At 67.1% G+C, this 14,122-nt stretch carries 14 protein-coding genes; 6 read left to right on the top strand and 8 right to left on the bottom strand.

Annotated elements, in window-relative coordinates:
- The coding region (locus L5G32_RS17355; protein ID WP_237012338.1) for an HNH endonuclease signature motif containing protein at positions 1-788 on the top strand (788 nt) is incomplete at its 5' end.
- A 12-nt stretch (positions 789-800) separates the two neighbouring features.
- Here L5G32_RS17355 and efeB read toward each other — a convergent pair.
- The 6 genes from efeB to L5G32_RS17385 form a co-directional block, all read right to left on the bottom strand.
- A complete protein-coding gene (efeB, locus tag L5G32_RS17360) occupies positions 801-2,087 on the bottom strand; it encodes an iron uptake transporter deferrochelatase/peroxidase subunit (protein ID WP_237012339.1) in 1,287 nt (428 codons plus the stop codon).
- Positions 2,087-3,313: an iron uptake system protein EfeO gene (efeO, locus tag L5G32_RS17365; protein ID WP_237012340.1), complete on the bottom strand. Its 1,227-nt coding sequence runs from the start codon at positions 3,311-3,313 to the stop codon at positions 2,087-2,089. The genes efeB and efeO overlap by 1 nt, the downstream gene beginning before the upstream one ends.
- A gap of 38 nt (positions 3,314-3,351) precedes the next feature.
- Positions 3,352-4,254, bottom strand: coding sequence for an iron uptake transporter permease EfeU (gene efeU, locus L5G32_RS17370; RefSeq protein ID WP_237012341.1), 903 nt, complete (start codon positions 4,252-4,254; stop codon positions 3,352-3,354).
- Between the two features lie 95 nt (positions 4,255-4,349).
- The gene (locus tag L5G32_RS17375) at positions 4,350-5,459 is read right to left on the bottom strand and encodes an SRPBCC family protein (RefSeq protein WP_308192059.1); all 1,110 of its coding nucleotides are present in this window, start codon (positions 5,457-5,459) and stop codon (positions 4,350-4,352) included.
- Entirely contained in the window at positions 5,456-6,682 is a 1,227-nt protein-coding gene (locus tag L5G32_RS17380) for an oxygenase MpaB family protein (protein WP_237012342.1), read from the bottom strand. Before L5G32_RS17380 ends, L5G32_RS17375 begins: the two co-directional genes overlap by 4 nt.
- 43 nt (positions 6,683-6,725) lie before the next feature.
- Complete coding sequence (locus L5G32_RS17385) at positions 6,726-7,319, bottom strand: TetR/AcrR family transcriptional regulator (RefSeq protein WP_237012343.1); 594 nt, start codon at positions 7,317-7,319, stop codon at positions 6,726-6,728.
- 177 nt (positions 7,320-7,496) lie between these two features.
- Between L5G32_RS17385 and L5G32_RS17390 the strand changes: the two genes are divergently transcribed.
- From L5G32_RS17390 to L5G32_RS17410, 5 genes are all read left to right on the top strand, one after another.
- A complete protein-coding gene (locus L5G32_RS17390) occupies positions 7,497-8,183 on the top strand; it encodes a lytic transglycosylase domain-containing protein (protein ID WP_237012385.1) in 687 nt (228 codons plus the stop codon).
- Between the two features lie 96 nt (positions 8,184-8,279).
- Positions 8,280-9,563, top strand: a complete 1,284-nt coding sequence (eno, locus tag L5G32_RS17395; protein ID WP_237012344.1) for a phosphopyruvate hydratase — start codon at positions 8,280-8,282, stop codon at positions 9,561-9,563.
- Positions 9,564-9,576: 13 nt separating this feature from the next.
- Positions 9,577-10,188 carry an FtsB family cell division protein gene (locus L5G32_RS17400; protein WP_237012345.1) on the top strand — a complete coding sequence of 204 codons (612 nt, stop codon included), beginning with the start codon at positions 9,577-9,579 and terminating at the stop codon, positions 10,186-10,188.
- Positions 10,185-10,697 (top strand): DUF501 domain-containing protein, encoded by a 513-nt coding sequence (locus L5G32_RS17405; RefSeq protein ID WP_237012346.1) that lies wholly within the window; start codon positions 10,185-10,187, stop codon positions 10,695-10,697. Before L5G32_RS17400 ends, L5G32_RS17405 begins: the two co-directional genes overlap by 4 nt.
- Positions 10,694-11,656 (top strand): Ppx/GppA phosphatase family protein, encoded by a 963-nt coding sequence (locus tag L5G32_RS17410; protein ID WP_237012347.1) that lies wholly within the window; start codon positions 10,694-10,696, stop codon positions 11,654-11,656. The genes L5G32_RS17405 and L5G32_RS17410 overlap by 4 nt, the downstream gene beginning before the upstream one ends.
- On the opposite strand, the gene L5G32_RS17415 is transcribed toward L5G32_RS17410, so the two are convergent.
- On the bottom strand, positions 11,653-12,207 hold the full coding sequence (locus L5G32_RS17415) for a DUF4395 domain-containing protein (protein ID WP_237012348.1): 555 nt from the start codon (positions 12,205-12,207) through the stop codon (positions 11,653-11,655). The genes L5G32_RS17410 and L5G32_RS17415 overlap by 4 nt on opposite strands.
- 85 nt (positions 12,208-12,292) lie before the next feature.
- A complete protein-coding gene (gene recQ / locus L5G32_RS17420; RefSeq protein WP_237012349.1) occupies positions 12,293-14,119 on the bottom strand; it encodes a DNA helicase RecQ in 1,827 nt (608 codons plus the stop codon).
- Positions 14,120-14,122 lie beyond the last annotated feature (3 nt).

A 14,122-nucleotide genomic window follows, 5' to 3' on the forward strand; every position in this document is an offset into this window, starting at 1 on the left:
CCGCCGACAGCGACGACCCGGACCTGGTGCCGGCCGCAGAGAATCCCGACCTGAACGAGATGGTGGTGACCACTGATGAGGAGGGCCGGATCACCGCGACCGCGGATCTCGACGTTCTCACCGGGGAGGAGTTGCAGGCCGCGCTCGACCCACTGTGTCGGCCGGTCCCGTCCCCGGACGGGTCACCCGACCCACGCAGTACGGGTCAACGTCGCGCGGACGCGCTCGGGCAGATCATCCGCACCTACCTCGCGGGCTCCGAACGCCCGAGCAGTGGCGGCGTCCTACCGCACGCCACCCTGATCGTCCCCACCGTCGGGGCGCCAGGAGATGACGTGGCTCGGTTCGGGTTCGCTGGCCCGGTCTCCCCGGCCACGGTCGGACTCGCGTTGTGTACCGCCGCGGTCACCGCCGTCCGGGTCGACGGTGAGGGGGTTCCGCTCGATGTGGGGCGCGAGCACCGGTTGTTCACGCCGGGGATCCGGAAGGCACTCGCGGTCCGTGATGGCGGGTGCGCGTTCCCCGGCTGCGGGCGCCCGGTCTCCTGGACCGACGCGCACCACTGCACCCCGTGGGCGCACGGTGGAGACACCTCGGTCGGTAACGGAGTCCTGTTGTGTCGGATGCACCACGTGAAAATCCACCACACCGGATGGGAGGTGTTCATCGGCCACGACGGACACCCCTGGTTCCGCGAACCAGTCGACCCGCAGCACCCGAACCGGCACCGCGAACCACTGCGATCACACGCACGACGCACCATGACCGCCCACCCCAACGCAGCATGACGCGCGGTGGGGTCAGCTGAAGAGGTGCTGGCCCCACCATTCGCCGTCCTTCAAGCCAGGAGGCACAGCGAAGACGGCGGATGCGTTCGGAATCAGGTACTCGGTCATCGCGTCCTTGCGGGACAACTGGTGCTGCATCGGGACGAACTGTTTGAAGCTGTCGCGATTGAAGGCGATGAAGAACAGTCCCGCGTCGAGGTGACCGAAACCGTCGGAGCCGTCGGTGAAGTTGTAGCCGCGGCGGAGGATCTGGACGCCGTTGTTCTGATCCGGGTGCGCCAGGCGCACGTGCGAGGTCCGCGCGATCATCGGTGATCCGTACGACGTGATGTCGAAGTCCGGCTCGTCGAACTCAGAGGCCTTACCGATCGGAGCGCCTTCGCCCTTCGTCCGGCCGATGATCGTCTCCTGTTCCTTCAGGTTCGCGCGGTCCCAGGGCTCGATGTCCATCCGGATACGGCGGGCGACGAGGTACGTGCCACCCGTCATCCACTGTGCCGCAGGAGGATTGTCCTTCTCCGCGACCCACACGTGGTCGTCGAGCACGTCGGTGTCCTCGGCGCGGATGTTCGCGGTTCCGTCCTTGAACCCGAACATGTTTCGCGGAGTGTCCTGGCCGCGCGTCGTCGACGACGTACGCCCGAAACCGAGCTGCGACCAGCGCACCGACACGACGCCGACGCCGATCCGGGCCAGGTTTCGGACAGCGTGGACGGCGACCTGTGGATCATCGGCGCACGCCTGGATGCAGACGTCGCCGAACGACCGCGACGGCTCGATCTTCTCCGCCGCGAACGCGGGCAGATCAGCGAGAGCGGCAGGCTTGCGCGCGCCGATCTCGAACCGATCCTTCTGACTCGGGTCCGCCGCGCTCGACCCGAACAGGCCCGGACCGAAGCCGACAGTGAGCGTGAGATGGGCAGGGGAGAGCCCGAGCGCCTCGCCGGTGTCCGCAGGCGGCGCGTAATCGCCGAGGTCCAGCGCACCGCCCTCGACCGTCTCCTCGCCGCGCGTCATGCGCTCCGCGGCGACGGTCCACCGCTTCAACATGTCGACCAACTCGTCACGCGAATCGGTGACGACGTCGAACGCCGCGAAGTGCAGACGGTCCTGTGCCTCGGTGGTGATTCCGGCCTGATGATCGCCCCGAAACGAGACCGTCTGGTCGTCCGACGACGAGTCGGACGAGCCGACGCCGTAGCCGCCGGCCGCACCCGCGACGCCGCCGACGACCAAGCCTGCACCCGCCGCCCCGAGGACGGCGCGGCGCGAGACTCCCGAGTTCTCCCCGCTACCCACTACTTCTTCTGCATCACGATGCCGGGAACCTGCGAGAGGCTCGCCGACAGCGCGTCGATCTTGTCCGAGAGACCCTTGCGAGTGTTCTCGTCGACCTGGTCGTAGGACTTGTAGCCGTCGCCCTCGCGCAGTGCGTCGATCGCCGACCGGACGTCACCGAACTGCGCGGTGATCTTGTTCATCAGATCGGGGCTGGTCTTCGAGATCATCGGCTGCATCTCGGCGATCAACGTCTCCGCGCCGTCGATGTTCGCAGCGAAGTCCCACAAGTCCGTGTGGCTGTAACGGTCCTCCTCGCCGCCGACCTTGGTCGCAGCGATCTCGTCCACCAACGCCTGCGGTCCCTGGACGAACGACTGAGTCTCGAACTGGAAGTCCGGCTTGTTGACCTCGGTCTGCAACGTCTTCACGTTCGTGAGCAGGCCGTCGGCGATCTTCGCGATCGCCTCCTTCGTGTCAGCGGTCTTCGCCTGCGCAGCGTCGGCCGGCGCGACCTGGTCGCCCGCCTCGCCCACATCAGAGGCTTGCGGCGCCCAGAGGAAGCGCTCGATGCGGTGGAAGCCGGTGAACTCGACCTTGCCGTCCTCGGTGTCGTCCCACCGCATGTCGACCTTCGGATCCAGATCCGGGAAGCTCTCGGCGACCGGCTCGACACGCTCCCAGAAGGTGCGGACCTGACCGAACTGCGAACGCGCAGCATCGAGATCGCCCGACTTCACCGCGTCCGTGAACGTCTGAGTCTGCGCGACGAGACCGTCCACCTGGCCGCGGACGTACTCGAGGTAACGGCCCTTCGCAGCTTCGACGTCGGCCGGAGCCTCGCTCTTCTCCTTCTTCTCGCCGGTCACGTTGACCTCCGTGCGGATGCCCTGACCGACCATGCCCGGCTTGCAGGCCACGGTGTAGGTGCCCGGATCGACGATCTCCACGCCCAGCTTGCCGGTGAGCCCCGGACCGATGTTCTCGACCTCGCCGAGCACGCGGTTGTTGTTGCCGTACACGTAGAACTCGGTGACCTTCGACCCTGAGTTCGTCACCGCGAAGTCGACCTGACCGGTTTGAAGATCGGTACTCGACAGGTCGCACGCGTCATCGGTCGACGTCACCGTGATCGCGCCCTCGCCGTCGGACTTCGACTCGCACGCGGCGAGCGCTATCGGCGTGGCGACGGCCAGACCGAGGATCGTCGCGGTGCGAAGGCCGCGATACAGGGACGTGGGGGCCATGAGATTTCCTTTCGGGGTGTGCTCGGCGAATGCGAGCATCAAGAGGAGACGGACTCTGAGTCGGACTTCATCGACGGAGCCGGATCGGTACGCTTGGGCGATCGACCGCGCAGAACGAACAGGGTGCCGACGATCGCGACGTAAGCGACCCACACGACCACCTGCAGCCACGTCGGCTCGGGCCGGAAGTTGAAGATGCCCTGCAGAACCTCGCCGTACCAAGCGCTCTGGTCGTACCACGAGGTGATGTCGAAGGCGATGTTGTCCAGTCCCGGGAACCAGCCGTACACCTGCAGCGCATGCACGCCGTAGCTTGCGATACCCGCGGCGACGACGATCAGGAACAAGCCCGTGTAGTAGAAGAATCGGGCGAAGTCGATGCGGACGGCTCCGCGATACAACAGCATCGTCAGAACCACTGCCACCAGGATTCCGAGTAGCAGCCCGAGCAGCGGCCACGGCCCGTTCGACGAACTCTCCGCGTACCCGACCATCAGCAGCGCGGTCTCCAAGCCCTCACGGCCAACGGCCAGGAACGCGAGGCCCATGACCGCGGCGGGGCCCGCGGCCATCGCCGTCGACAACCCGGACTTCAGCTCGCCGGAGATGGTTGCCGACGCCTTCCGCATCCACAGCACCATGAACGTCACGATCACCACCGCGACGATCGACGCGATGCCTGCGATCAACTCGGCCGCCAACGATGAGACCGTCGACGTGCCGAACTGGATGATCAAGAACGTGCCGATCATCAACGCCAGTGCGACGGCGACGCCCGCCCAGATCCATTTCAAGACCTCGCGACGACCCGACTTGACCGCGAAAGCGATCAGGATCATCACGACGATGCCCGACTCGAGGCCCTCGCGAACACCGATCAGCCCGCTCCCGAACATCTGGGTTACTACGGACGGTGCGCCCGACGCGGCGAGAGAGATCATCGACGGTTTCAGCTTTCATGAGGCAAGGCATGCCAAACGGCAACGCTCTACAATAACCTTCGAACGCAACTGAGTGAACAGTCGGCACGTCCGCGTCACGAAGTGAGGTCGATAGCTGTCCTGAATGCCGTGAATCGATGTCGTCGCACGTCATAGCCTTGCCGGGCGATGAGCGCATCGCGGATCTGCGGATGGATTCGCGCCGCGATGCCCGTCCACCACGGTTTATGGGAACGAGGTAGGTCGTCCAGCAACCTGTCGGAGGCGGCGGAGAAGACCGGCGCGAGCCGTAGGTAGTCGGGTCGGAACTCACGAAGGTCGCGGTCGGCGAACGCCGCGAGATGAAGACCGGAGATGGCCCGCGGGAGGTCGGCGTCGATGTGCGCCGCGACTCCCGACACCAACCCCTTCACGACCGGTAGGTGTGGTTTGCGTTCATCGCGCCGTTCGCACGTCGACCACGCCCGCTGCCACATGGGCTCGCACGCCTCGCCTGCCTCGAAGGCGACGAGGTTGCGCATGTAGTACTCGTCGAAGACCGGGATCAACGCGAGCACCCAATCCGGATTGTCGACGTCGCCGCGATCGCAGACGCCGATCATCTCGTCGGTCACGTAGGAGTAGACGCGGGCGAACCACTGCTTGGGATCGTCCGCCGCCGCGAGACGATCCGCTGTCGCGCGCTGAAAGGCCAGAACCTGCATCGCGGCACGCCGCGAATCGGTCGTATCGACGGGGCGGCGGCGCTCAACAACTGGCGCGGTCGCCGGTGCGGGCGGCTCGAGTCCGGCCAGGAGATCCAGCGAATCGGCGACCTGGCCGCGGACCCGCTTCGCGAGGACGGACGTCGCGGCCCGCGACACCAACTGCATTTGAACGGTCCACGTCAGGGTGCAGCCGGCGGAGGTCGGCGCGATCTCCTGGCGTCCCGAATGGTCGAGTAGCGCGGGACCGCCGTCGTAGACGCGGTAGTCGAACGATCGCGCGAAGTCGGATCGTTCGACCACTTCGCGAAGTCTGGCTCGTCCGCCCGGCAGGGTGACGGTGCGCAAGGCTCCGACGCCGTCCGGCCGGTCGCCGACCCCTGGCTCACGTAACTCGATCCGGGCCGTTGACCACCGGTTCATGTGTTCCGGATCGGTGAGCATGGTCCATGCCTGCTCCGGCGAGCAGCGGAGATCTCGGTGCAGCTGGAATAGGGTCACGCGACTCGCCCGTACCGGCCGGCGTCCGGATCGGCGAGATCGATGCCGAGTTGGGAGGTGACCAGCCGCAGCTCCCGCTGGGCGACGCGAGTGTCCGATCCGAGGACGCCGAGTGCGCGCAACACCTCACGCGAGCGCACCAGCGGCCGCGCCAACGCGACCACGTTGTGCAGGGGAGTGGCGCGCAACCCCATCGCGGACGCGACGTCCTCGTCGACCCATCGCGTCGACACGCTTGCGAACAGCGTCCGCAGCACCGGCCGCGTCACCGTGTGCACGGCGCCGTTGATCGCGTTCGCCACCACCGGCGGCAACGGCGGCAGTGGAACCTCGGTGCGATATCCGTCGTCGAGCAGCGCTGACACCAGAGTTCGCGCATCGGGGTCGGGTTCCATCTGAAACGCGCGTGCGACGCGATCGATGTCCTGGGCGTCGGCGAAACTGCGAGGCAACAGGTCGTCGTCGACGCCCATCACCGATCCGATCCACCGCCACATGTGTGTGATCGCCTCCCGCTCCGCCGCCGAGTATCGAAGACCGAAGTCGTGACCGATGCGCAACGGCAGCGCGAGGAATCCCGCGGTGATCGTCAACTGGCTGTACGTCTGATTGATGGGCACGCCCCACTGCTCGGTGTCCCACCACTGACGTACGAGATGGTGGCGGACCATCGCGTGCACCAACCTGATGCGCAAGGTCTGGACCCAACCGGGGTGACCGATCTCCATGCATTCGGGCGCCGTTGCGAGCGCGACCCATCGGGCTGTCGACTGGACTCGATCCCAGGTGCCCTCGGTGAGACGCCCGGTTGCGCTGAGCGGCCGCGTGAACCCGCGCGCCTGATAGCCGTAGATCAATGACTGGTACAGCGTCGACGACTGCAACGAGCCGAACCGCCACCACGCCATTGCGCCTGCGCGAGCGAGGGCCGGGTCGTACCACGACGGCGGTGTGCCGACCGCGTCGAGGAACGCGGTGAGGGCAGGGGGCAACGGGGTCGGTGAGTCGCGGTTCTCGAGTGCGGCCACGACGTCTCGCCACGGCATCGCATCCGGAGTTCCGTGCCGGTCGAAGTACTCGGCGACCACCGCGTCGGCCAACCGGTCCCCGCGCATGAGGCCCGCGGCCATGCTCGCCGTCCGCTCAGGATGACGTGCGGCGACGGCATCCCAGTTGCGCGCCCCCGTGATGGCGGCGGCCTGGTGAGCGGTGATCAGGTCCATAAAAGACAGTGTGTTCTTTTATGAGACGGTCGTCAAGATCTGTCTACGGGTTCGTGGCGGACAGGCCGGACCACAGCAGGGACGTCACGTGGTCGACGAGCTCGTCGCGGCTGATCTCCCGAGTGTCGGCCCACCATTCGACACTGGCCGCGACGGCGCCGACCATCGCCCGTGCCCACACCGGAGCGGGCGCGGCGTCGAGTCCTCGAGTCGCGAATCCGGCCCGCAGCACCTCAGCCACCGTGGTCTCGACGAATGAGCGTCCGTCGGTGCGCCACCGGACGGAGAGGATCGGAGCGAGCGTGGGGTTCTCGTCGAACCATGCGGCCAACAGGTCGACGGCGGCCCGCGTCTGGGCGTGTGCGTGGACCGAGCCGGTGGCGACCGACTGCATCTGCGCCACTATCCGACGCGAGTGGCGCGCGGCGAGTGCGTCGATCACGGCGTCGCGGTCGTCGAACGCGGCATACACCGCCGACCGGGTGAGGCCCGCCTCGGCCGCGACCTGACTCACCGACACGTCTGCGCCCGACCGGGTGATCGCGCGTTCGGCGGCGTCCAGCAGGCTCTCGCGTCGAGCGTCCCGGTCGACGCCCGGGCCGGGTGGTCTACCGCGTCTGCGGTTGGTCTCGCTCACACTTAGAGACGCTACTGGGAACCTTGACGGGTCGTCCGGAGTTGAGTCTGTGATGTGGCACGCTAGTGTCTTGCCTCGAGCGGGAGTCCGCTCACCAGAAAGGACTGATCAGCTGTGGCGACGGCCAACACTCTTCGACGCGTCGCACTGGGAGCGACAGCCGGACTGGCAGCCGTCATGCTGACCGCCTGCAATATCGACATGCCGTGGGACAGCCCCGACATCCCCGACGGACTGCCGCCGGGCCCCGGCGTCCAGCAGCCGTACGTCGACATCCACGCTTCCGGCCGCACCGCCGACACGCTGCGAGCGTGGGCGACGCCGATCGCCGACGACCTCGGCATCCCGGTCACCTCGATGGAGGCGTACGGCAACGCCGCCGAGATCCAGCGTCAGCAGCACCCCGAATGCGGAATCGCCTGGACCACCGTCGCCGCGATCGGCGGCGTCGAGACCAAGCACGGCACGCACCATGCCGCCGACGTCGCTGCGAACGGCGACGTGCGCCCGGAGATCCGCGGGCCGCAGCTCGACGGAACCAACGGCAACTGGGAGATCCGGGACACCGATAACGGGAAGATCGACGGCGACACCGAGTTCGACCGAGCCGTGGGCCCGTTCCAATTCATCCCCACCACGTGGCAGCGTTTCGGCGTCGACGCGAACGGCGACGGCAGAGCCGACCCCGACAACATCGACGACGCTGCACTGTCGGCCGCGCGCTACCTGTGTGTGTCGTCGGGCGGCGACATGACGACTCCCGAAGGCTGGGAGAAGGCCGTGCTGACCTACAACAACTCGATGGACTACGTCCTCAAGGTGCGCAATCACGCGAACGCGTACTCCGTCAACGTCAGGTACTGAGCGGGTCGCCGCGACCGAGCCATTACCCTGGTACACGTACCCGAAGGCGACGTCGCACGAGGCGTCGGCACGACCATCTGAATGGGGCTGGAATAAGTGGCAATTATCGAGCAGGTTGGCGCGCGCGAGATCCTCGATTCCCGAGGCAATCCGACCGTCGAGGTGGAAGTGGTTCTCGGCGACGGGTCGTTCGGTCGGGCAGCGGTCCCGTCGGGCGCATCCACCGGTGAGCACGAGGCCGTCGAGCTTCGCGACGGTGGCGACCGCTACCTCGGCAAGGGCGTCCAGAAGGCCGTCGAAGCAGTGCTCGACGACATCGCCCCCGAAGTGATCGGCATCGAAGGAGACGACCAGCGTGTCCTCGACCAGACGCTGGTCGACTTGGACGGCACCCCCAGCAAGTCGCGGCTCGGCGCGAACGCGACCCTCGGCGTCTCGCTCGCGGTGGCCCGCGCCGCCGCCGAGTCGGCAGGGCTGGACCTGTACCGCTACATCGGCGGACCCAACGCCCACATCCTGCCCGTCCCGATGATGAACATCATCAACGGCGGTGCACACGCCGACAACGGAATCGACTTCCAGGAGTTCATGATCGCGCCGATCGGTGCGCCGACCTTCAAGGAATCCCTGCGTTGGGGCGCCGAGGTCTACCACGCACTCAAGTCGGTCCTGCACAAGCAGGGGATGAGCACGGCGCTCGGCGACGAGGGCGGTTTCGCGCCCGACCTGCCGAACACCGAAGCGGCCCTCGACGTCATCGCGACCGCGGTCGGCAACGCAGGCCTGAAGTTCGGCAGCGACGTCGTCGTCGCACTCGACTCGGCGTCGACCGAGTTCTTCACTGACGGCGCCTACCAGTTCTCGGGCGCACCGAAGACCGCTGAGCAGATGATCGACTTCTACGCCAAGCTGATCGCCGACTACCCGATCGTGTCGATCGAAGACGGTCTCGCCGAAGACGACTGGACCGGGTGGGCCGCACTCACCGAGTCCATCGGCGACAAGGTCCAGTTGGTCGGCGACGACCTGTTCGTCACCAACCCCGAGCGTCTGGAAGAGGGCATCAGCAAGGGCATCGCGAATGCTCTGTTGGTGAAGGTCAACCAGATCGGCACCCTGACCGAGACTCTCGACGCCGTCGCGCTGGCCCACAACAGCGGCTACAAGTCGATGATGAGCCACCGCAGCGGCGAGACCGAGGACACCACCATCGCCGACCTGGCCGTCGCCTGCAGCTGTGGCCAGATCAAGACCGGTGCCCCGGCTCGCTCCGAGCGCGTCGCGAAGTACAACCAGCTCCTGCGCATCGAAGAAGGTCTCGGCGACGCCGCACGCTACGCCGGTGACCTGGCGTTCCCGCGTTTCAACGCCGACGCGTGATCAACTGATACGTATGGGTGAGTCGACATCCGGGCGCGGCGCCCGGGGCCGGAGCAGCCGTCGGGACGACAAGTCCCGACGGTCGCGTCCGGTACCTCGCCGCACCCGGAGTCGGTCGTCCGACGACGATGTCGCCGCGCTCGCCGATGCGGTCGCGCCGCAGCCTTCAGCCGAACCGGCAGAGGATCGGCGTTCCGCCCGTGGCCGCGGCGGTCCGAGTCCGGCGCGTCGGTCGATGGCGTCGCGGTTCGGTCACGTCGACCCCAAGCGGGCCGCTGTGATCGCACTGGTCGTCGTCTTCCTCGCGTTGACGCTGGCGGTCCCGGTGCGGACGTATCTGTCGCAGCGCAGTGAGTTCAACGAACTGCAGCAGGAGAACGCCGAACTGCAGCGACAGGTCGCCGATTACGAGCACAAGGTCGTCGAACAGAACGATCCCGCCTACATCGAGGCGAAGGCGCGCGAACGGCTGCAGATGGTCAAACGCGGCGAGCGCCAAGTGATCGTGATCGCGCCGAACAAAGAACAGCAGGAAGCCGCGGAGCGCGCTGAACGTGAGCGCGAAGCCAACCCGTGGTACCAGAACATATGGGATGCGGTGTCGACACCGCCGGAGGGCAAGTGAGCGTTTCCGACAACGACCTCGCGGCCGTCGAGCAGCAGCTCGGGCGAGTACCGCGGGGCGTTCTTGAAGTCAGTTATCGGACCCCGGACGGTGCGCCGGCCGTCGTGAAGACGGCGCCGCGACTCCCGGACGGGACGCCGTTTCCGACTCTCTACTACCTGACGGATCCGCGCTTGACCGGCGCGTGCAGCCGCCTCGAGTCCGGCGGCGTGATGCGCGAGATGCAGGCGCGTCTCGCCGACGACGAGGAGCTCGCCGCAGGCTATCTCCGCGCGCACCTGAGCTATCTCGCCGAACGCGACGCGATCGAGTCGCTCGGCACCGACTTCACCGGCGGCGGGATGCCCGACCGGGTCAAGTGCCTTCACGTCCTCGTCGCGCACTCGCTCGCGAAGGGGCCGGGCGTCAACCCGCTCGGCGACGAGGCCGTCGCCATGCTGGCCGACGTCGAGAAGCTCCGCGGCATCGCGGTGCCCGCCGACTGGGCACATGGGGTTGGTGGCGCATGACGCGTGTCGCTGCCGTCGACTGTGGTACCAACTCGATCCGTCTGCTGATCGCCGAGGCCGGGGGAGGCGGGTCGCTCGTCGACGTCGCCCGTGACATGCAGGTGGTCCGACTCGGGCAAGGCGTCGACGCGACCGGAGAGTTCGCTCCCGAGGCGATCGAACGAGTGCGTGCGGCCCTCGCCGACTACGTGGACGTCATGCTCGACGCCGGAGTCGAGCGGGTCCGGATGGTCGCCACGTCGGCCACCCGCGACGCAGGCAACCGCGACGAGTTCTTCGCCATGACCGCCGAGTTGCTCGGCGAGATCGAGTCGGGTGCAGTGGCCGAAGTGATCTCGGGCGACGAGGAGGCTCGACTCTCGTTCCGCGGCGCGGTCGGCGGCCTCGACCCTGCGGACGGTCCGTTCGTCGTCACCGATCTCGGCGGCGGCAGCACCGAAGTCGTCGTCGGCTCGGTGACCGGAGGCGACGCCGTCGTCGCGGGCGCCTACTCGACGAACATCGGCTGCGTCCGACTCACCGAACGCGCGCTCCGCTCGGACCCGCCGACGCTCGACGAGGTCGACGCCGCCGCCGGTTTCGCTCGCGAGGAGTTGGCGAAGGCCTTCGCGGCCGTCGACGTGTCCGCGGCCCGCACCTGGGTGGGAGTCGCCGGAACGCTGACGACGTTCGCGGCCCTGCACGCGGGACTCGACCACTACGATCCCGAAGCCATCCACCATTCCACGATCGGGCTGGCCGACCTGCACAAGCTGTGCTCGAAGCTCGTCGCGATGACCCGCGCCGAACGCCTCGATCTCGGCCCGATGCACCCCGGACGCGCCGACGTGATCGGCGGCGGCGCTCTCGTCACTCAAGAGTTGGCGCGCAATTTCGCCGACCGTGCGGCGATCACCGAGATGGTCGTCTCCGAACACGACATCCTCGACGGCATCGCGCTGGGCTTGCTGGAGGGCTAGCCGCGCCCGAACAGCGTCACGTCGTTGCAGGCTTCGCAGACGTCGTCGGGGATTACGCCCGCACGCTGCAGATACCCGAACGCGATGCAGCCGAGGCAGACGCCGAGCGCGAACTCCAACAGTGCGGCGACGATCAGGACGCCGACGACGATCTGCGCGGCGAGTCCGAGACCGACGAGAGACAGTACGAAGGCCGTGCCGGAGAACGCGAGTCCGACGGCCTGGGCGAACCGCTTCGGCGGGCCGGGAACGGTCTTCTCCTTGCGCCACACCTGCGGGACGATCACGTGCACCGCGAGCCGACCGAACGGCGAATAGCGCGGTCCGCCCGCTACTCGCAGGACGAAGCCGAGTGCGAGCACGCCGTAGAGCCACGGCTGGTTCACCGCGATCGAGACGATCGCCAACACGATCACCAGCCCCGCCGTCGACCGTGCGGCATAGTCGTTGACCGGGTTCGGGAAGTCCAGCACGCCACGGTGCCACGACGGCTTCTCCTGGACGGCGACAGTCGCGTCCACCTGGGTGAACAGCGAATCGGGCGTGGTCATGCGCGGTACTCCTTCGATCGGACGCTTCACGGTACGTCGGTGCGGCGGCGACGTCGAGGATTTAGCGCGCGACAGTTCTGACGCCTCACGCCGAGGTGAACTCGTCGATCACTTCGAGGATCGCGGTGCCGTAGCGCTCCAACTTGGCCTCACCGATGCCACTCACGGAGAGCATCTGTTCGCTGCTGGTGGGTCGGATCTGGGCGAGGCCTTCGAGCGACTTGTTGGACAACACCGTGTACGGCGGGATCTGCGCCGCTTTGGCGACCGACGTCCGCCACCGCCGCAACGACTCGAACAACTCGCGGTCGGCGTCGGACAGGTCCGCTGAGACTGCGGCCGTCTTCGGTCTGCGCGCACGGCCGGGGCCGCGGGTGTCCTCGCGGAACATCTGTTGGACCTCGCCGTGCATCACCGGGACGCCTGCCTCGGTGAGGTAGTACTGCCCGTACTCGCCGCGAGTCTCCAGGTATCCGGACGCCAGAAGTTGCCGGACGACGCTGCTCCACGTGTTCGCGTCCAGGTTGGAGCCGATCCCGTACGTGCTGAGACTCTTGTGTCCGAGTTGCTCGATCCGCTTGCTGTCGACGCCGCGCAGGATGTCGATGAGGTGACCTGCGCCGTAATGCTGCCGGTGCTCGCGATCGAGACGCCAGATCGTCGACATCAGCTTCTGCGCCGAGACCGTCCCGTCCCACGTCTTCGGCGGATTCAGACAGGTGTCGCAGTTACCGCACGGCTCGGAGTCCTGGTCGAAATAGCGCAGCAGCTGCTGCCGACGGCAGGTGGCCGTCTCGCACAGCGCGAGCATCGCATTCAGGTGCTCGGACTGCGCACGACGATGTGCGGCGTCGCCGTCGGACATTCGGATCAGCCGCTGCTGTTGGACGACATCGGCCAACCCGTACGCCATCCACGCCACCGACGGCAGACCGTCGCGCCCCGCGCGACCGGTCTCCTGGTAATAGCCTTCGACGCTCTTCGGCAGATCGACGTGGGCGACGAACCGCACGTCGGGCTTGTCGATGCCCATCCCGAACGCGATCGTCGCCACCACGACGATCCCGTCCTCACGGAGGAACCGGTGCAGGGTGTCGTCCCGCAGCCGTTTGTCCAGGCCTGCGTGATACGGCAGTGCATTGATGCCGTTCGACGACAGGAACTTCGCGATGTTCTCCACCGATTTACGACTGAGCGCGTAGACGATCCCCGTCGCCTGCTGTCCGTCGACGACGCCCTCGGTCGTGATGAACTCCAACAGCTGTTTGTTGACCTGCGACTTGGGCTCGATCCGGTACGTGATGTTGGGCCGGTCGAAGCTGGCTACGAAATGCCGGGCGTTCTGCAGATGCAGGCGCTGCGTGAGCTCCTCGTGCGTGCGACGCGTCGCCGTCGCGGTCAACGCGATCCGTGGAACATCGGGCCACAGCTCGGCGAGGTCGCCGAGCGCCAGATAGTCCGGCCGGAAGTCGTGGCCCCATTGGGACACGCAGTGCGCCTCGTCGATCGCGACCAACGACAGCTTCCCACGCGAGAGCAGGTCACGCGTGTACGACTGGCTCAACCGCTCCGGCGCGACATAGATCAAGTCCAGATCGCCTGCGAGAAAGCGGCGTTCGACGTCCGACCGCTCCTCAGACGACTGCGTCGAATTCAAGAACGCAGCCTTGACCCCCAGCTGGAGCAGGGCGCCGACCTGGTCGGACATGAGCGCGATGAGCGGGGAGACCACGATCGCGCAACCGTCCCGGACCAGGGCGGGAACCTGGTAACAGAGGCTCTTGCCGCCGCCCGTCGGCATCAGGACCACGGCGTCGCCGCCTGCGATCACATGCGAGACGACGTCCTCCTGATCGCCGCGGAACGAGTCGTACCCGAAGACGGTGCGCAGCACCTCGTACTGGTCGGCCACTTG

This window comes from Gordonia zhenghanii (assembly GCF_021738965.1).
Taxonomy (GTDB): domain Bacteria; phylum Actinomycetota; class Actinomycetes; order Mycobacteriales; family Mycobacteriaceae; genus Gordonia; species Gordonia zhenghanii.

Bases quoted from the DNA above. Each gene is read 5' to 3' on its own strand.
- efeO (WP_237012340.1), bottom strand. From the start codon at position 3,313: ATGGCCCCCACGTCCCTGTATCGCGGCCTTCGCACCGCGACGATCCTC.
- efeU (WP_237012341.1), bottom strand. From the start codon at position 4,254: ATGATCTCTCTCGCCGCGTCGGGCGCACCGTCCGTAGTAACCCAGATG.
- L5G32_RS17380 (WP_237012342.1), bottom strand. From the start codon at position 6,682: ATGGACCTGATCACCGCTCACCAGGCCGCCGCCATCACGGGGGCGCGC.
- L5G32_RS17390 (WP_237012385.1), top strand. From the start codon at position 7,497: ATGCTGACCGCCTGCAATATCGACATGCCGTGGGACAGCCCCGACATC.
- L5G32_RS17400 (WP_237012345.1), top strand. From the start codon at position 9,577: ATGGGTGAGTCGACATCCGGGCGCGGCGCCCGGGGCCGGAGCAGCCGT.
- L5G32_RS17410 (WP_237012347.1), top strand. From the start codon at position 10,694: ATGACGCGTGTCGCTGCCGTCGACTGTGGTACCAACTCGATCCGTCTG.
- L5G32_RS17415 (WP_237012348.1), bottom strand. From the start codon at position 12,207: ATGACCACGCCCGATTCGCTGTTCACCCAGGTGGACGCGACTGTCGCC.